Raw genomic sequence first — 17608 nt, forward strand, 5'->3', positions numbered from 1 at the left:
GACATGTCCGATCAGCAACAAAAAAGCCCGGGAAAATCCCGGGCTTTTCGTTTTTTTTTTGACCAACGCTCACTGATTTGCGGTGATACCGACTGACAGGATCTGCGGGATCATCTGGGGCGCCAGCATGGCTGTTCCCATAACTTGCGAAAACGGCACCGGCGCTCCGGGGGCGGCAACAACCTCGAGGGAACCGGGGGTGTTCAGATACTCGGTCACGGCTTGCGCCACCTGGCCTTCGAGTTCCTTGTTCTGAAGCATTCCAAGCATCAGCGGGAGGCTGCCTGTCAGGCCTGCGACATAGACCGGCACCTCGACGCCCGCCTTTTGAGCTTCCTGATCAAGAATGCGACCAGTCAGCGATGCATCGTCGAGCCGGATCTTGGCGTTGACGAGCGTCACGTTCTGCAGAAGGCCCATGGCTTCTTCCGGCTTGTTGGATTTCTCCTCAAGCTGTTCGATCACTTCACGTGTGACACCGCCAAGCGCGAGCGAGATCGAAAGACTTGCTGCATCCTTTGCGTCGATCTTCAACTCAGGAATGTCGATCGTCGCAGCTTCCGGGTCCCACTTGCCGGATGCGGAGACATCCAGTGACAAGGTCTCATACCCAAGTTCCCTGAGCGACTTCGTTTCTTCCGCTTCCAACTGGTTGACGTCAATGATCGCGCCTGTCAGCGAGAAAGTGCCTGAGGTCGGCAGGTCTCCGTCCATACTGTCGATAGAAGACGATATCGCGGCAATGTCGGCGACTTTCCCGTCTTCATCCTGGATCTGGACGTTTTTGATGTCCACGGTCTTGTACCCCGGGCTTCCGGCGCCGCCGCTCGCCGCCTCTTCTGCAGAGGGCAGCACGAGTTCGGTCGCATCAAGCGATTCCAGGGACATGCCACCATCATCCGAGGCAAGCTGCAGCGATTGCAAGCTGAGGGCATCAAGCTTCAGCCTGCCGCCGTCGAGTATCGCACCGCCGTTCAGGACGGTTGTTGCGATAGTGACTTTTGCGTTCTGGTCATTTTCGTCCGTGATTACAAGGTTCTCGATCGTAACAGCGTTGCCCGATTCGTTGACGGCACCGTAGCTTTCGACAGTTCCTTCCTGACCATCCAGAACGGTCAGGAATGCATCGGCAATCTCGTTGCCGGTCGGGTCGAAGGCGAGGGTCGGCGTGGCTTGAATTGCGATCAGGCTGACGGCCGTGCAAAGACCAATCGTAATTTTGGACGAAGGGGAAAACATCATTTGAAACTCCACCATGAAAAGGCGCGCTCACTCTGCTCCAAGTTTGGTGCAGAGGCAAGGCGTAAGCCTGCAGGGCGATCAAGCTCCTGGCGGAGATACTGAGGTCTTGGTTATTGCCTTCTTAAGCAGCGGACTTTTCGGGAAACTCCTCTATTGCCCTTTTGACGTCCTCCAGCGTTGGAAGGCTGGCTTCGTTGCCAAGATGCTGGATGGCGTGCGTCGATGCTCCGCGCGCAAACGCGAAATGGTCGGCCCAGCTGCGTTCCGGCCACTGGAGATACGAGGCGATATAGGCGCCGTGAAAAACGTCCCCGGCGCCGTTTGAATCAACGACTTTCTGAAGCGGAACGCTGAGTGCAGGCAACGTTTTGTCCGAGCCGCCCGCTTCGTACCAGACCATGCCGCGTTCTCCGAGCGTCACAGCGCCGACGGGGCAGTTTTTGGATCGCAGATAGTTGAGCGTTTCGCCTGTGGTCTTGCCCAATTGTTGACAGAAGCGCTCAGATACGACAGCGATGTCGATGTGCTCCAGCAATTCGTCGGTGTTTTCGCGGACAGCGCCACCGTCCAGCGATGTCAGGATGCCGAGGTTCTTGCAGGTGGCGGCATAGTGATGAGCCGCATCGGGCATATGCCCATCCAGATGGAGCGCCTTTGTGCCTCTCAGCGTCAAAGGCGGAAACGGGTGCAGGAAATCATTGTCACGGCAGCGGACAATGGCGCGTTTACCTGATTTGGGCATGATGAAGGAGAGCGAAGATTCGCGTACCTTGCGGCCGTGAACAGAGATGCCGTAAGCGGCCGCCATGTCCAGGAACATGCGGGCTAGCCAGTCATCGGCGAGCGAGCAAAGGATTTCCGGCTTGCCGCCGAGCTTTGCGCAGCAAAACGCTGCAGTGACCGCATTTCCGCCAAAGCTGATTGCATAGTCCTTGGCAATCGCCTTCTCATCACCCGTCGGCAGACTGTCGGTCAAAAACGTAACGTCGATATAGGCTTGTCCTACAAACAGTGCCTGCATGAGGTTCTCCCACTATCCGTTCATTCGCCCTGTTCGCACCTAAACACAGGCACTGCGTCAGCAGCTTTGATCTGGATGAAACCGCGACCTATTCAGTCCTTGTTTACCCAGATCGGCCATGGTCAGAAAGAGTTTATTGGTAAACAGGCCCAGTTTTGTCGTTCCGGTACATTGGCTTTGCAAAGACAGTGATGATCGCCCTTTTCCTGGCGACGACACCTCTGTTTGCCATCAATATCATTTTGAACCAGTTTGCCGAGCGTCGCGCCATCACCGAAATGGAAGCGATGGGACAGGTGTCTATCCGTCGCGCCGAAGAAGCGATCAGCACGACGGTTTCGCTTTTGCAGCGCCTCGACCGGGACGGTGTTCAAACCTGCAGTGCGGAAGATCGCGTCATCTACGAAAAGCTGATCGTTGAACACGGAATGATCGACGCTCTCGGGCTGGCCGATTCTGCCGGTCAGCGCATGTGTATCATTCCCGACCGCGAACTTGCCGGAAAAATCATCCTGCCACCCGCCCGCGAGGAGGGACCTCTTGTTGGCATCGGCATGCTGGATCGTGAATATCTGGGCGCAAGAGCGGCAGTAATCAGCTGGGACCTGAAAGACAGTACGCGTTTGTTCGCAGAGGTCACGCCCGCCGTGATCGCAATGGATCCCGGGCCTGAATATCTCAGATCCTATCGCAGGGCCGAGCTGCGCCTCGGCGACAATCTTCTTTGGTACAATGTCGGAGGCTACAACTCAGAGGAATCCAAGCCCGAGGGAACCATCTCGGTTGATGTGATGTCGGAACTCTATCCGCTTGTCGCAACCGTCACTGCTCCGGAATCCGCAGCACTTTATGTGGTCAAGGATCTCAAAGTGGTCGCAGCTGCGGCATGCGCGGGGATCGCGGTTCTCTTTGTTGCGATCGGTGTCTGGCTGTCGTGGCGGCCGGAGAGCGAAGCGAATGACGAGTTTATCGCAGCGATCCGGAACGGTGAATTTATCCCGTTCTATCAGCCTGTTATGGATATTGAGAGCCTCAGACTGCGTGGATGCGAGGTGCTGATGCGCTGGAAACGGCCTAACGGCATGATCGTGTCGCCGGGGCAGTTTATGGCATATGCGGAAAACAACGGTCATATCTTCGACATGACCCGGCACATGATGCGTATCTCTTCGGAAGAGGTTGGCGATCTTTACGGCGACAACCCTGACTTCAAATTGTCGATCAACCTTTTCGCCGGCCATTTCCTTGATCGCGAGGTGGTCGCCGACATCAAGTCGATCTTTGAGAAGTCGAAGATTTCGTTCCAGCAGATTGTTGTCGAAGTCACGGAGCGGCACCCGCTTGAAGATATGGAATTGGCGCGCAAGATCATGGCAGAGCTTCAGGCTCTCGGTGTTCGCGTGGCGCTGGACGATGTCGGCACCGGACACGGCGGTATGGCCTATCTTCAAAAGCTCGGCGTTGACATTATCAAGATCGACAAGATGTTCATCGACACGATCAGTTCCGACGACAATTCCACCACGATCGTGGATTCCATGGTGGAACTGGCCGACAACCTCGGCATGGGCATCATCGCCGAAGGTGTTGAACAGGAAGAGCAAATTGAGCGCTTGCTCGAACTCGGCGTTACCGCGGCTCAAGGCTATTTCTTTGCCGCGCCCATGCCCGCAAATGAGTTCATCGAATTTGCCGAGCGCATGGAAGTTGAAGCGCGCGAGCGGGCCCGTCTGGCCGCTGAGGCTGCTGCGGCCGAGCAGGCGGCAAACGAAGCCGCGATGTCTGACGCTGCCGCATGAGCACCGGCAGGACATCTTCAAAGCACCACCTGACCAAACCTGAAAGCTGAACGCAGCAACTCTCGTCGCTTCACGCGATTGGCAACTCGCGTCACTTTTGTTTTTCGTATTCGGTCTTGTCTGTACCGGCTGGACGGTTTATATGCGAGGTAACTGTACTGACTGGACGGTATAAAATGGCGGCTAGGGCTTCACGAAATTCGCAGGATTCAAAATCGGATATCCTTGCAGCTGCACTTGAGGTGATACGGCGATCAGGTGCGCCAAGTCTGACAATTGACGCAGTGGCCGAGGAGAGCGGGTTCTCAAAAGGCGGCGTGCTTTACAATTTTCCGACAAAAGACGCGCTTATAACTGGAATGGTCGAGTTCCTTGTCGGCCAATTCGAAGCTGATGTTCTGGTCGCGCGCGAGAGCAATCTGAAATCAAAGTCGCCCACGCTCTGCGGGATGATCGACGTGACGGAGCGCTGGCTGGAAACAAGGCGCGATGTCGCACAGGCCATTCTGGCAACGACTGCCGATCGCCCGGAATTGAGCGAGCCTTTCTTGCGGGTGAAGGCGAAATTCAAGGCCGCGATAGCGGAAGAGACAGATCAGTTCGGAAAGGCAATGGCGATTTGGGCAAGCCTGGAAGGCCTGCATTTCTCGGTCGCACATTGCGTTTCGATACTGGATGAAAACGAACGGGCGCTGGTGTTGAGTGAGCTCCGCAATCGCCTTGAACAGGACTAGGATGACCATGGAGCACCTGATGTCGAGACTTCAAAGAGCTTCATTTGCCCGGGCGGCAGTGTTTCTGGTTGCCGCGGGCGTGTTGGCGGCCTGCCAGGACGATGCGGCCAATCCAATTGCAGAGGCCGAGGCAAAGCTGCACGCAGCGCCCCGGCCGGCCAAGATCTTCACGGTGACCGATCAGATCGGACTAATCGAGCGACGCTTTGCAGGGCGAGTGGCGGCCGTACAGACCGTGGACCTGTCGTTCCAGGTCTCCGGTAAGCTCCTTCAACTGCCGGTTCTTGAAAGTCAGCAGGTGAAAAAGGGCGACCTGATCGCCAAGCTGGACACCACCGACTACGACAGGGCGGTGCGGGAAGCGACGATCAATCTGGATCAGGCCAAACGCGAACTGGACCGGCTCGAGACGCTCAAGGATCGTTCGGTGATTTCGCAGTCTGCTTTTGACGAGCAAAAGAATGAGCACGATCTGGCAGTCGAGCGCTTGCAGGAAGCGCGTCAAAACGTCGAATATACGTCGCTTGAAGCACCGTTTGACGGGATTGTCTCTTTGCGTCTTGTCGACAATTTCACGACAGTAAGTGTCGGCACTCCGATTGTGAGGATGCATGACGTTTCCGAGGTCCAGGTCGATATCAACGTTGCAGAAGCTCTGTTCGGCCGTGTGACGGAATCCGAAGTGTCTTCCATCGAAGCGAAATTTCCGGCCTACGGCGACAAGATTTTCCCGCTTGAGTATCGCGAACACTCCAGCCAGGTGGACGATGTCGCGCAAACCTACCGCATCACCCTTGCCATGCCGCGCGAGGAAGCGGAGCAATTGTCTCCTGGCATGACGGCCTCCGTGATCGTCAAGCTCGTCCCGGAAGGGCTTGAACTCGGTGAACAGTTTCTGGTTCCGACCGCATCTGTTGCGGTTGACGGGGAGGGGGAAACCTTCGTCTGGAAGTTTGCCGATGATACGGGTGCAGTTTCCAAACAACCCGTCGAGATCGGAACCATCATGGGAGACTATATTCCCGTGCGCGAAGGCCTTGCGCCCGGCGATGAGATTGTGTCGGCCGGTGTCGCCTATTTGAGCGACGGCCAGATTGTGCGCCGTTTGCGCTGATCCTGAATGGCTTAACAAGAAGGATCAGATCCCATGGATATTGCACGTTATTCCATCGAAAAGCCGGTCAACACATGGATGATCGTTCTGATGGCGCTCTTGGGCGGCCTTTGGGGCCTGACCACAGTGGGGCGTCTTGAAGACCCGGCTTTTACGATCAAAGAAGCTCAGGTCATCACCGTCTATCCCGGCGCTACAGCGGCGGAGGTCGAAAACGAGGTTACGGAAATCCTCGAAACAGCGATCCAGCAGATGCCGCAGCTGGACGAAATCAGGTCGGTTTCCGAACCGGGGCTTTCTCGCATCAGCGTCGAGATCAAGCCGACCTATGACGGCTCTGAGTTGCCTCAGGTCTGGGACGAATTGCGCAGGAAAGTCGGAGACGAGGTCCGGAACCTGCCGTCCGGCGCCGGGACACCCCTGGTCTATGACAGTTTCGGTGACGTCTACGGTCTGTTTTACGCTTTCACCGCAGATGGTTACACCAACCGGGACATTCGCAACACTGTTAAGCGGATCCGGCGGGAACTTCTGGCGGTGCCCGGCGTCGGCAAGGTCGAGGTCGCTGGTGAGCCCGAAGACGTGATCTACCTTGATGTCGATCAGGACAAAATGGCCGGTCTCGGCATTTCCATGACCGATATCGTCGGCGTTCTGGATGCGGAAAACCGTATACAGTCCAACGGTTCGGCCGTTTCAGGGCAATCGCGCATCCGTCTGATGACGCCATCGGCCTTTGAAGATTTCCGTGGCATTGAGGACCTTGTCATCGGCCGGCCGGGGTCCACCGCCATGATCCGATTGTCCGATATCGCGACTCTCGATCTGGGAGAACCGGAGCGACCGAGCCGCTTGATCCGTCACAACGGACACGAGGCTGTGACGATCGGCGTCTCGCAGGTCGACGGAACCAACATTGTTGAAGTCGGCGACAGAGTGGTTGCCAAGCTCTCTGAGATCGAAGCACTTTTGCCGGTCGGGATGCAGATCCATCCGATCTATGAGCAAAACGTCGTGGTCGATGCATCTGTGAACGGGTTCATTTTGAACCTGGCGGCATCTGTGGTCATCGTGATTGGCGTACTTGCGCTCTTCATGGGGTGGCGGGCTGCCGTTGTGGTGGGCACCGTTCTTCTGCTCACCGTGATGGCAACCGTTTTGTTCATGCGCATCTTCACAATCGAGATGGAGCGCATTTCGCTCGGTGCGCTGATCATTGCCATGGGTATGCTGGTCGACAATGCCATCGTCGTGGCCGAAGGCATGATGATCAACATGCAGCGCGGGCAAAAGGCGATCGAGGCAGCCAGCCGCGTGGTGAAACAAACGATGTGGCCGCTTCTGGGGGCGACCGTCATCGGCATCATGGCGTTTTCCGGGATTGGCCTGTCGCCTGATGCGACCGGTGAGTTCCTGTTTTCGCTGTTTGCCGTGATCGGAATTTCCCTTCTGCTGTCCTGGATTTTTGCCGTCACGGTGACCCCGCTGTTCGGAAAGTACTTTTTCAGAACCGCAACAGGCACCTTGAACGGCCAGGATCCTTACAAGGGCATCATCTACACAATTTATCGCGGCTTCCTGATCGGCACACTGCGTGCCAGGTTGCTCACTGTCGTGGCATTGATCGGGATCACGGTTGCCTGTGTCATGGCCTTCGGCAACGTGAAACAGGCGTTTTTTCCCGACAGCAATACGCCGATTTTCTACGTCCACTACTGGTCACCCCAGGGCACCGACATTCGCGCAACTGAGGCGGACCTGACCGAAATGGAAAAAATCGTGCGGGCCGACACGCGTGTTGCGGCGGTGACCAGCTTTGCCGGTGGCGGGGCGACCCGGTTCATGCTGACCTACTCGCCTGAAGACGCAAATCCCGCTTATGGGCATATGCTGATCCGCACCAACAGCCGTGACGACATCGATCTGCTGGCGCTGGATCTGCGGGAAAAATTCGCCGATCAATTTCCCTCTGCACAGATCATCACAAAACGTCTGGTATTCGGCCCCGGTGGCGGTGCCAAGATCGAAGCCCGCTTTTCAGGACCTGATGAGAACGTACTCAAGCGTCTCGGTGACGAGGCACAGGCGATTTTCTCGTCTCCCGAAAACAGGCTGGCGGACGTGAACACGGATTGGCGCCAGCGCGAATTGGTGGTCCGGCCGGTCTTTGATGAAGACAGATCACGGATTTCTGGCGTCACGCGCGAAGAACTCTCGCTATCCCTCCAGTTTGCCACCGAAGGCGTTCAGGTCGGGTCTTATCGGGACGTGGACGAGAGTATTCCGATTGTTGCCCGAAAGGCCGGACCGGACGGAATATCCGTCAACGAAAGCGTGTCTGATTCCCTTGTCTGGAGCACTGGTCAGCGCAGATACGTTCCGATCGATCAGGTTGTCAGCGAGTTCCTGATGGAACCTCAGGATACGTTGATCCACCGGCGTGACAGGGTGCGAACGCTCACAGTCAAAGCGGAGACAACGGCAGGCGAAACGGCGACAGCTGCGCTCGCGAGAGTGAGACCGCAGATCGAGGCGATTGCCCTGCCACCGGGCTATGGTCTGGAGTGGGGCGGCGAATACGAAAGCACCAATGACGCGCAGGCTTCACTGGGAGCGCAGTTGCCGCTCGGTTTTCTTGTGATGCTGATCATCTCCATTCTGCTGTTCGGCTCTGTCCGCCAGCCGTTGATCATCTGGCTGATTGTACCGATGTCCATCAATGGTGTCGCGATCGCCTTGCTTGCAACGGATACGCCCTTTGGGTTCATGTCTTTGCTCGGTCTTCTGTCGCTCTCCGGCATGTTGATCAAAAACGCCATCGTTCTTCTCGAAGAGATCGATCGGCTGATCGAGGAAGGCAGCGAAAAATACAATGCGATTGTTGCAGCCAGCGTGTCCCGTATGCGTCCTGTGATGCTTGCGGCTGTCACGACCATCCTCGGGATGGCACCGCTACTGTCTGACGCGTTCTTCCGCGGCATGGCGGTGACGATCATGGGTGGCCTTGCCTTTGCAACGGTCCTCACTCTGATCGCGGCACCGGTTCTTTATGCGCTGTTTTTCAGGGTGCGGCCGCCGAAAAAGGACATGGTGAAAGGCGAAGAAGTGCCGAATGCACTTTCGTCGCCAGCCGAATAGGCTGGCGCATGATGCCTGCCAAAATAAAACCCGTCCGCGGGGCCTTCGCGGACGGGTTGATCCAGCTGCTGTGGCGCTACTGGTTTCGGAAGGTGGAAACTCGGCCGGTCTCTCAGCCGGTGGCCATCTCACGCTGGACGGTCGACTTTGCGACCTTGATATTGTCGAGCACCTTGGGGCAGCTGGTGCTCGACGCCTGCTTTTCAGACAAGAAAGAAGACATGCGTGCTTCCAGGTCCTGCAACCGGGTTCGGCGGGTGAACTTCGGCTGCGCTGCAGGTAAGGCCATGAAGGGCCAGAACGGGGTCATATTGGTATTCCTCTCAAAGGACAGTTCGGGGGCTGGTCAGTAGGCCAGCTGATTTGCGTTCAGCTTGTCTTCGATCTTGCTGATCTCGTCGCGTAGACGGAGCTTGAATTTCTTCAGTGATCGGATGTGCTGCGAATCTGGGTAGGGATGCAACTCTTCGCGGCGGATAAGGGAATCCAGCGTATTGTGCTGGCTGCGCAAAGACTTCAAACGGTTGTACATCGCCTACCTCCATGCTGTTGGCTGTCGCTGTGTTGACAACCAAGATATGGGGTGAAAGGTGCATAGAAGAAATACATTGTTTGTATTATGATGATAGGGAAAAACTATCATTGGGAAATGAAAGATGCGTTTCAGACCGTCCCCACGCCAACTGGACTATTTTATCGCCTTGGCCGAGACGCTGCACTTCGGGAAAGCAGCCGAGAAATGCAACGTGTCCCAGCCAACATTATCGTCTCAATTCAAGCTCTTAGAGGATCATCTCGGCAGCAGTTTGCTGGAGCGCGGTGGGGGCGATATCACGCTTACTGCCGCCGGTGAAAGACTGTTGCCGCTTGCAAGGCTTGCTCTTGAGAGTTTGGACGAAATTGTGGCAGAGGCGCATGCGGGACGGGCAAATCTCGGTGGATTGATCCGGTTGGGCGTCTCACCCACATTCGGGCCATATTTCATGCCGTATCTCCTGCCGATTCTGAAACACAATTTTCCCGATCTGGAGCTCTATATCCGTGAGGACCGGCCGAATCTTCTGGAGGAGGGACTGGCTGCCGGGTCTCTCGATTGCATTATTTCTCCGGATATCACACCGAGCGGGCAACTCACCGAGCGAGAGATCTGCAGTGAAGATGTCTCGCTTGCCGTTCCCCGCTCGCATCCCCTTGCAGGCCTCGACATCGTTCCAGTCGCCCTGCTCAAGGGCGAGAAGCTGCTCTCGCTGGGACAAGGGTTCCGGCTTCATAACGATGTCCAGGCGTTGGCACGCGCCGCCGGTGCTGACTTTCTGCAAGACTACGAAGGCACCAGTCTGGACGCGCTCCGGCAGATGGCGTCCATCGGAATGGGGCTGGCGCTTTTTCCCGCCGCCTATGTCGCCTCGGAGTTTCCCAAAGAGCCGAACCTTCTGTTGAAGAAGGTCGAAGGCATCGAGATGCAACGGGTAATGTATCTCGTTTGGCGCCACGGCAGCTCGCGCGCAGCGCACTATGAGAAACTGCTTTCCCTGACCCTGGAGGCCGTTAAGAATATGCGCGCCGAAGGCGTTGTGGCAGCATCCACCTAAACGGTCCTTCGCTCACGAAGGGATCCGAGATGAAAAAGATCAACCGGCGGCCTGGTCCGATGACAACGGCGATCCACGCCGGCGAAGGTCCTGATCCGGCGACAGGCGCGTCTGCGCCGCCCCTGCATATGAGTTCGACTTTCGTCAGCAGCGATGTGGCCGGTTTTTCCGCCCACGATCTGGAAGACGGTCAGGACGGGTTCATCTATTCCCGTTGGGACAACCCCACAGTCGCAATGCTTGAGACCAAAATTGCGGCGCTTCAGGGGACGGAAAGCTGTCTTTGCCTGGCATCTGGAATGGCGGCAGCAACGGCGATTTTCCTAACGTTCCTGTCCGCAGGTGACCATGTTGTCGTTTCAGACGTCTCCTATGCGGGCGTTGCTGAACTCGCACGCGAAACATTGCCGCGACTGGGCATTGAGGTCTCAACGGTCGATGTGTCGGATCTTTCGGCGCTGGACGCTGCGATCAAACCCAATACGAAACTGATCCACACCGAAACGCCGGTAAACCCGATCGGTCGTTTGACAGACCTAAGTACGGTCTCGGCACTTGCGCACAGAGTAGGGGCGTTACACAGCTGCGACGCAACCTTCGCATCACCGCTTGGCATGGATGCGGTCGCACTTGGTGTGGACCTGATCATGCATTCGATCACAAAATACATCGGCGGACACGGAGATGCGGTCGGTGGTGCTGTTGCGGGTCGGGCAGATCTGATTGCACGGATGCGCAAGGAGGCGGCAATTCATCATGGCGGCGTTCTGTCACCGTTCAACGCGTGGCTGATAGCCCGTGGTTTATCGACCTTGCCGCTCAGAATGAAGGCGCATCAGTCCGGTGCCCTTGCGGTAGCGAGTTGGCTCGAAACGCATCCTCGTGTCTCGCGTGTGGTTTATCCGGGTCTTCCTTCGCACCCGCAGGCGGAACTGGCGTTACGCCAGATGACGAATTTCTCCGGTATGATTGCTTTTCAGGTTGGAGATGCGCAGGAAGGCCGAACCGTCGCACAGCAGATGATCGACAGGCTTCAGGTGATTCATTACGCCGTCTCTCTGGGGCATCACCGCTCTCTCATCTTCTGGATGGAAACGGAGCCGTTGATGGAAACCTCGTTCAGGCTGAAGGGCGCACAACTGCAATCCTACAGGGATTTTGCCGGAGACGGCATATTCCGCCTTTCGGTAGGATTGGAAGACGCAGAAGACCTGATCGCGGATCTTGAGGAGGCTCTTGCCTGACACGCCGTGTCGATAAGGTTGCAGGGACACTCCGTATTGCCGCCCTCCGCTTTTCGTGCCAGCCTTTGAGGCAGACCTGGAGGAGGAGAGCCATGCCAGAAATTTCCAGCAACAGTGATTGCCAAACAGTGATCACGACATTTGAAATGACACCTGGGACCTGTTTCGACCTCCTGGACGAGTTGAAGGACGCTTATGAAAACTTCATCCGGCATCAACCGGGTTTTATCGGCGCGGGTCTCCATGTGAACGATGCCCAGACGCGCATTGCCAATTATTCCCAGTGGCGCAGACGGGAGGATTTTCTGGCCATGCTGCGTGCGCCTGAAATGCGCGAGCGGAATCGACGTATCCATGGACTATGCAAGAGCTTCGAGCCGGTCATGTATGACGTTGCAGAGAGCTTTAACTGACGGAACTTTGCGAAGGCCGTTTTGTTTTGCTGAGCCTTGCCGACCATCAAAGGATATTGAAAGGTGCGCACCTGAAGCTGGTCAGGGACCCCACGACACGCTTTTGCAAATTGTGTTTGGCGTGTCTGCCCGAATATTCAAAACCTTGCAGTGCCGGGTAATTCAAAAACGCCCGTCGCGCTTTCAAATCACGCTCAGGAAATCATGACTTACCAGATTACCGATTGCCGGAACCTTGGGTCCGAGGAACTTTGCGCTGCCATGAACGCCGCGTTTTCAGATTATGAAGTGCCGCTCAGGATGACGATCGAAAAGTTCAGGGACTTTCAAAAACAGCGGGGCTATTCGGCGGAGCATTCCTTTGTTTCCGTAAAGGGATCCGAAATTGCGGGTTTCTGGTTGTCCAGCGCGCCGAGACCGGCCTTTGCGGGGAGGAGCTATGCGATTTCCGTCGGCACAGATCCTCACCACAGACGACAAGGGATCGTCCGGCGCTTATCTGAAACTGTGGTTGAGAAACAAAAGTCAGAGGGGGCTACCGGGCTTCAGCTTGAGGTCATCACGACAAACGAAAAAGCCGTCAATGCCTATCGCTCCTTCGGTTTTGAGACCCAAAGGACACTGCGTGTTTGCAGGGTGCCGAAGAGCGGTTTGCCCATCCCTGACCCAGACAATTTGAAGCTGCAAGCGCTCACCCTTGAAGACTTGCCGGATAACGAAAGTCTCTATTTCGACACGCAGCCAACACCACAAAACAGCCGAGCGGCGCTCATTTCACTCCGCGACAAGATCCACCTTTTCGGTGTTCGGCAGAATGGAAGCCTGGCCGGATGGGCCGCTTCCTACGCGGATGGGTCTGTGGCCCAGATTGGGGTCCACAAGGACCACAGACGGCGCGGGATTGGACGGGCGTTGTTGAACAGATTGGGGACATCGGTCACGTCCGATCACCTGACATTCGTTAATGTCGATGCTGCTGCAGAAAACACCAATGCCTTTCTCGACAAGGCGGGAGCCGAGGATCACTTGAGGCAATTTGAGATGCATATGCGCTTCTGAAGAAACGGCTTTCTAGCTTTAATCGTCTTTCCGGAACGGAGCATGCTCGGCAAGAGCCTCGTTTTCCCGTTCCACTGCGAACCGTTCCCGCTCCAAGTAGTCCGACACGGCCTGGTGCAGACCCTCATGTGCAATCCAATGCGCGGAATAGGTGGTCGTCGGCAAATAGCCACGCGCCAGTTTGTGGGACCCTTGAGCACCCGCCTCGACGCGTTTCAGGCCGTTTGCAATGGCGAAATCGATGGCCTGGTAATAGCACAGCTCAAAATGCAGGAAGGGGTGATGTTCGTTGCACCCCCAATGGCGCCCGAAAAGTGTTTCAGACCCGATAAAATTCAGTGCGCCGGCAACATAGCGGCCCTCGCGCTTGGCCATGACCAGAAGCGTCCGCTCTGCAAGCCGTTCGTTGATCAGTGAGAAAAACTTGCGGTTCAGGTAAGGCCGGCCCCATTTGCGCGAGCCGGTGTCCATGTAAAAACCGTAAAACGCATCCCAGTGTGCTTCCGTCAGATCCGATCCCGTGATCCACTCGACTTCGATGCCCTCGGCTGAAAGCGCTGCGCGTCGTTCTTTCTTGATCGCTTTTCGTTTTCTGGATGCGAGATCAGCCAGGAAACCGTCGAAGGTTTCATAGCCCTTGTTTTCCCAATGGAATTGCTGGTCTGTCCGCCGAAGGTAACCAAGGTCTCCGAGAGTGTCCCATTCGGGTTTGGTCAAAAAGGTGGCGTGCACGGAGGAAGCGCCGCTGCGCTGGCATACCTGAACAAGACCTGCGGCAAGCGCCTGTAAACCTGCTTCCCTGTTGAGGCCGGTGCCAACCAGAAACCGGCGGCCGGTCGCCGGTGTAAAGGGCACAGAAATCTGAAGCTTTGGATAGTAGTCGCCACCGGCTCTGTAAAAGGCATCCGCCCAGCTGTGATCGAAGACATACTCTCCCTGAGAATGGCTTTTCAGGTAAGCCGGAACCGCACCCAGAACCGCGCCTTCGCCATCTTCCAGAAGCATATGGCGCGGCAGCCAGCCCGTTGCGTTTGTAGCACAATCAGAGGCCTCGAGCGCTTCAAGAAAAGCGTGTGACAAGAAAGGGTTAAATGACGTTTCCTCAGGAAGTACTTCAGCACTCAAATCCAGCGCTCTGGCGATCTCTGCATCGACGCCATGTTGCGGGCTCTCGCACGTCTCGGATTTTGTGAGCCGTCCGTTTCCCGTCAGGGACCAGCCGGGATTCGCAACCGCATCCCATTTTTCAAAGGCTACGTCCTTGAGTGAGGACAGAATGCGCAGCGAAAGGGTTTCTCCTTCGCCTGTGGCGTTGTGATCTCGGTTTTCCTCAGACAGGGAAGAACTCATGCGTCAATAGCAACCAGAATTGGGGACAACACTCAAAATGTAGCGCTGTCTTTTTGCATCGCAAGAGCAAAACACAGTTCTTTGGCCGGGCCGTGTCCTGATCGGCGAGGCCGCGTTCAAAGGTTGCCTCTGTCTTTGTACGGGTCAAACCCCTCAAAAACGATCTGATCGGCGTATCGCGCCGCTGTTTCCCGTTGATCCCGCGTTTTGACTGTCCAGGTCATAAGCGGAAGCTTGAACAAGGAGCGTAACAAGCTCGGGCCGGTCTTCGGGAGACCCTTTATGCCATAGGATATGAAGTGTGGGCGGGTCCGGGGCGCGTGAAGCAAATGACGAAGTATGAACCGGTCCGTCCGGCTGTAGCGTACGTAATTGGGTCCGGGCTCGGCACCGTCGGCGACAATCCCGCGCAGAACCCCGGAATTATGATTCTTGGCGTGAGAAAGCATGTCAGGGTCGAATGTTTTCAGGCAGGCCGGACCTTTGTAAGCCGATATCTGATCGGTGACCCTGCGCACGAAGTCGCCTTGTGCATCCCGACGCATCAGGGATTTTATCTCGACAACCAGCGGCACTTTGCCGTCCACAAGTTCAAGCAGATCCTGTAGCAGCCAGAGCTTGTCTGTGCCTGTTTTCATATGGATCTGGCAGAGTTCATGGGACGGCGCGTCAATGACTTTGCCGTTTCCCTCCGCCAGGCGGTCAAGCGTGTAGTCATGAAAGACCAGCGCTTCTCCGTCTGCGGTCTCTTGAACGTCGACTTCGATCGCGAAGCCCTTATCCACCGCCCTTGAGACCGCTGTCGGCGTGTTTTCGATGACGCCATTGTCTGCATCGTGATAGCCGCGATGTGCAACAGGGCGCGCGAAAATGGCTTCAAGGTCGGTGGTCATCGACTGCAATCGGTTCCGGGATCTTGTGTGTGGCTGTCGCTGTTACGGTGAAACGTTTAGTCGGCGACTTCGAAAATGGCTTCGATCTCAACGCCGGCACCAAAGGGAAGGGACGCAGCGCTGACTGCTGAGCGGGCATGCCGCCCGGCATCACCCATCGCCTCGACAAGAAAATCGGAAGCGCCGTTAATGACCTGAGGCTGATCGGTGAATTCGGCAGTTGAATTCACGAAGCCGACGATTTTGACAAGGCGCACGACCTTATCGAGGTCACCAGTGGCAGCTTTTGCTTGTGCCAGCAGGTTGATTGCGCAAGTTCTGGCCGCTGTCTTGCCCTGCTCGATATCAAGGTCGTCGCCAAGCTTGCCAGTCACCTGGACCTTGCCGTTTTCCATAGGCAGCTGACCTGAGATAAAAAGCTGATTTCCGGTTTTGACGAAGGGCACATAATTGGCTGCCGGGGCCGCTGCTTCCGGCAGCGACACGCCAAGATCAGTCAAACGGGATTCAATGGTGCTCATGTGGTGTCTCCGCCTCGCGTGAAATTTCCGGTGTCTTGACCCAAATTGTGCAACGAGACAAGGCCAAATTGGCCACTGGCGCCTAAATGAAACTGTGGAGGAGGTGATTTGCTTTTAGTGGCCAAGTCTCTCAATGGCCGAATTTATGAAATAAGTCACTATCTGCGGGATTTCGTCCGTCCGTTGAGATTTCGCAGTAGCGAAACGTGCGTATTATCGCATAATGAGTTCTGACGGATCCGACGGTCACTTCGTTGGAATATTGAGGAAAAGATCATGCAGCGCCTTTTGATGTCCGGATCCCTGGCGGGTGCGTTCTTCGCGGTTTTCGTGAGTAGCGTTCTCACTTCTCATGCGGCCGAAGGCGCATCGATCGCAAGCTCGGGCGGGGCGAAACTTGTGCCGCATCGGGCCGTCTATGACATGAAGCTGGGCGAGAAAGACGACAGTTCGGGGATAGCGGCGCTGACCGGCCGAATGGTCTACGAGTTTTCCGGCAATGCCTGTGACGGCTACAGCGTCAATTTCCGGTTCGTGACCAGGTTCCAGAACAACGACGGCGGCTCACAGGTGACTGACCTTCAGACGACGTCGTTTGAAGAGCCTGAAACGGACAGCTACCAGTTCCTGACAAAAACCTTTGTGGATCAGGAACTCGTTGAAGAATCGCGCGGAACAGCCGAATCCGGCGCCGACGCGAAGACAATCAAGCTCAAGGAGCCGTCGGAAAAGTCGCTCGAGATCGGCAAGGAGGTTCTTTTCCCGACGGAACACCTTTTGAGCATCCTCAAAGCAGGTGAGGACGGTGTCTCCTTCATAGCTGCCGACATTTATGATGGCGCGGAAACGGGCGAGAAAGTCTACTCCACGACTTCGGTCATCGGTGCCAAGAAAGCCAGCAACGTGAAGGCGGATGCGACAGGTCCAGACGCGCCACTTTCGGGTCTGAACTATTGGCCGGTTACGGTTGCCTATTTCGACTCCGAGGAAGAAGACACAACGGGCGAACAGACACCCGTCTACCAGTTGTCGTTCTGGCTGTTTCAAAACGGTGTCAGCGGTCATTTGACGCTCGACTACGGGGATTTCACCATCAAAGGAAAAATGGCGTCGCTCGAACTCTTCGATGAGACCGACTGTCCGCAGGAGTAAGGTCCAGGTCTTGGGCTCTTGAGCGATCCATAGCGCCCGTTTGATGTGAGTGTCGCCGCCGAGGTAATCCCCTCATCGGTGTTTTTCGGCAAGTGCACCTATGCCGCAACTTTCGCCATTTGCACTAGGATTTGGGTCTGGACGTGATCGCGACGCCTCGGCTGGTGGATCTCCTGCGTACTTTCATTGCTCCACGTCTGTGGAAATGCTCAGCTACAGGAAGATGAACATTCGCAATGCCAGCGGCCGTGTCTGAAACCACAGAAAATGCGCTCTTGGATGGCGACGAAGTTTCAAGGATCTTTTGCGATCAGTATGACGTCGGCAGGCCCGTCA

The 17608-nt window shown here is 56.1% G+C and carries 16 protein-coding genes; 9 read left to right on the forward strand and 7 right to left on the reverse strand.

All coding sequences use genetic code 11. From position 1 onward, the window contains the following. Positions 1-69: 69 nt before the first annotated feature. Together ABVF61_RS22965 and ABVF61_RS22970 are read right to left on the reverse strand one after the other, a co-directional pair. Positions 70-1242 carry an aq_1923 C-terminal domain gene (locus tag ABVF61_RS22965; RefSeq protein ID WP_353995850.1) on the reverse strand — a complete coding sequence of 391 codons (1173 nt, stop codon included), beginning with the start codon at positions 1240-1242 and terminating at the stop codon, positions 70-72. A 121-nt stretch (positions 1243-1363) separates the two neighbouring features. Beyond that, complete coding sequence (locus ABVF61_RS22970; RefSeq protein ID WP_353995851.1) at positions 1364-2263, reverse strand: sugar kinase; 900 nt, start codon at positions 2261-2263, stop codon at positions 1364-1366. 191 nt (positions 2264-2454) lie between these two features. Here ABVF61_RS22970 and ABVF61_RS22975 point away from each other — a divergent pair, with 191 nt between their 5' ends. The 4 genes from ABVF61_RS22975 to ABVF61_RS22990 all read left to right on the forward strand — a co-directional run bounded on the left by ABVF61_RS22975 (position 2455) and on the right by ABVF61_RS22990 (position 9048). Beyond that, positions 2455-4062 carry an EAL domain-containing protein gene (locus tag ABVF61_RS22975; protein WP_353995852.1) on the forward strand — a complete coding sequence of 536 codons (1608 nt, stop codon included), beginning with the start codon at positions 2455-2457 and terminating at the stop codon, positions 4060-4062. A 176-nt stretch (positions 4063-4238) separates the two neighbouring features. Further along, a complete protein-coding gene (locus ABVF61_RS22980; RefSeq protein WP_353995853.1) occupies positions 4239-4796 on the forward strand; it encodes a TetR/AcrR family transcriptional regulator in 558 nt (185 codons plus the stop codon). A 19-nt stretch (positions 4797-4815) separates the two neighbouring features. Beyond that, positions 4816-5910 carry an efflux RND transporter periplasmic adaptor subunit gene (locus tag ABVF61_RS22985; protein ID WP_353995854.1) on the forward strand — a complete coding sequence of 365 codons (1095 nt, stop codon included), beginning with the start codon at positions 4816-4818 and terminating at the stop codon, positions 5908-5910. 33 nt (positions 5911-5943) lie between these two features. Then, a complete protein-coding gene (locus tag ABVF61_RS22990; RefSeq protein ID WP_353995855.1) occupies positions 5944-9048 on the forward strand; it encodes an efflux RND transporter permease subunit in 3105 nt (1034 codons plus the stop codon). Positions 9049-9160: 112 nt separating this feature from the next. Here the strand turns inward: ABVF61_RS22990 and ABVF61_RS22995 are convergent, their stop codons facing one another. Together ABVF61_RS22995 and ABVF61_RS23000 are read right to left on the reverse strand one after the other, a co-directional pair. After that, complete coding sequence (locus tag ABVF61_RS22995; RefSeq protein WP_353995856.1) at positions 9161-9358, reverse strand: hypothetical protein; 198 nt, start codon at positions 9356-9358, stop codon at positions 9161-9163. Positions 9359-9394: 36 nt separating this feature from the next. Further along, on the reverse strand, positions 9395-9580 hold the full coding sequence (locus ABVF61_RS23000; protein ID WP_353995857.1) for a YdcH family protein: 186 nt from the start codon (positions 9578-9580) through the stop codon (positions 9395-9397). A 124-nt stretch (positions 9581-9704) separates the two neighbouring features. On the opposite strand from ABVF61_RS23000, the gene ABVF61_RS23005 reads away from it, so the two are divergent. The 4 genes from ABVF61_RS23005 (at position 9705) to ABVF61_RS23020 (ending at position 13356) form a co-directional block, all read left to right on the forward strand. Beyond that, positions 9705-10640 carry a LysR substrate-binding domain-containing protein gene (locus tag ABVF61_RS23005; RefSeq protein ID WP_353995858.1) on the forward strand — a complete coding sequence of 312 codons (936 nt, stop codon included), beginning with the start codon at positions 9705-9707 and terminating at the stop codon, positions 10638-10640. A gap of 29 nt (positions 10641-10669) precedes the next feature. Beyond that, a complete protein-coding gene (locus ABVF61_RS23010) occupies positions 10670-11884 on the forward strand; it encodes a trans-sulfuration enzyme family protein (RefSeq protein ID WP_353995859.1) in 1215 nt (404 codons plus the stop codon). Between the two features lie 92 nt (positions 11885-11976). Next, positions 11977-12297, forward strand: a complete 321-nt coding sequence (locus ABVF61_RS23015) for an antibiotic biosynthesis monooxygenase family protein (protein ID WP_353995860.1) — start codon at positions 11977-11979, stop codon at positions 12295-12297. Positions 12298-12501: 204 nt separating this feature from the next. Further along, on the forward strand, positions 12502-13356 hold the full coding sequence (locus ABVF61_RS23020) for a GNAT family N-acetyltransferase (protein WP_353995861.1): 855 nt from the start codon (positions 12502-12504) through the stop codon (positions 13354-13356). A gap of 18 nt (positions 13357-13374) precedes the next feature. On the opposite strand, the gene ABVF61_RS23025 is transcribed toward ABVF61_RS23020, so the two are convergent. From ABVF61_RS23025 to ABVF61_RS23035, 3 genes are all read right to left on the reverse strand, one after another. Next, the gene (locus tag ABVF61_RS23025) at positions 13375-14706 is read right to left on the reverse strand and encodes a GNAT family N-acetyltransferase (RefSeq protein ID WP_353995862.1); all 1332 of its coding nucleotides are present in this window, start codon (positions 14704-14706) and stop codon (positions 13375-13377) included. Between the two features lie 116 nt (positions 14707-14822). After that, positions 14823-15599: a glycerophosphodiester phosphodiesterase family protein gene (locus ABVF61_RS23030; protein ID WP_353995863.1), complete on the reverse strand. Its 777-nt coding sequence runs from the start codon at positions 15597-15599 to the stop codon at positions 14823-14825. Positions 15600-15655: 56 nt separating this feature from the next. Beyond that, positions 15656-16120, reverse strand: coding sequence for a RidA family protein (locus ABVF61_RS23035; protein WP_353995864.1), 465 nt, complete (start codon positions 16118-16120; stop codon positions 15656-15658). 276 nt (positions 16121-16396) lie between these two features. Between ABVF61_RS23035 and ABVF61_RS23040 the strand changes: the two genes are divergently transcribed. Next, a complete protein-coding gene (locus ABVF61_RS23040) occupies positions 16397-17272 on the forward strand; it encodes a cell envelope integrity EipB family protein (protein ID WP_353995865.1) in 876 nt (291 codons plus the stop codon). Positions 17273-17608: the final 336 nt, after the last annotated feature.

It is taken from the genome of Roseibium sp. HPY-6 (assembly GCF_040530035.1).
In the GTDB taxonomy this organism is placed as follows: domain Bacteria; phylum Pseudomonadota; class Alphaproteobacteria; order Rhizobiales; family Stappiaceae; genus Roseibium.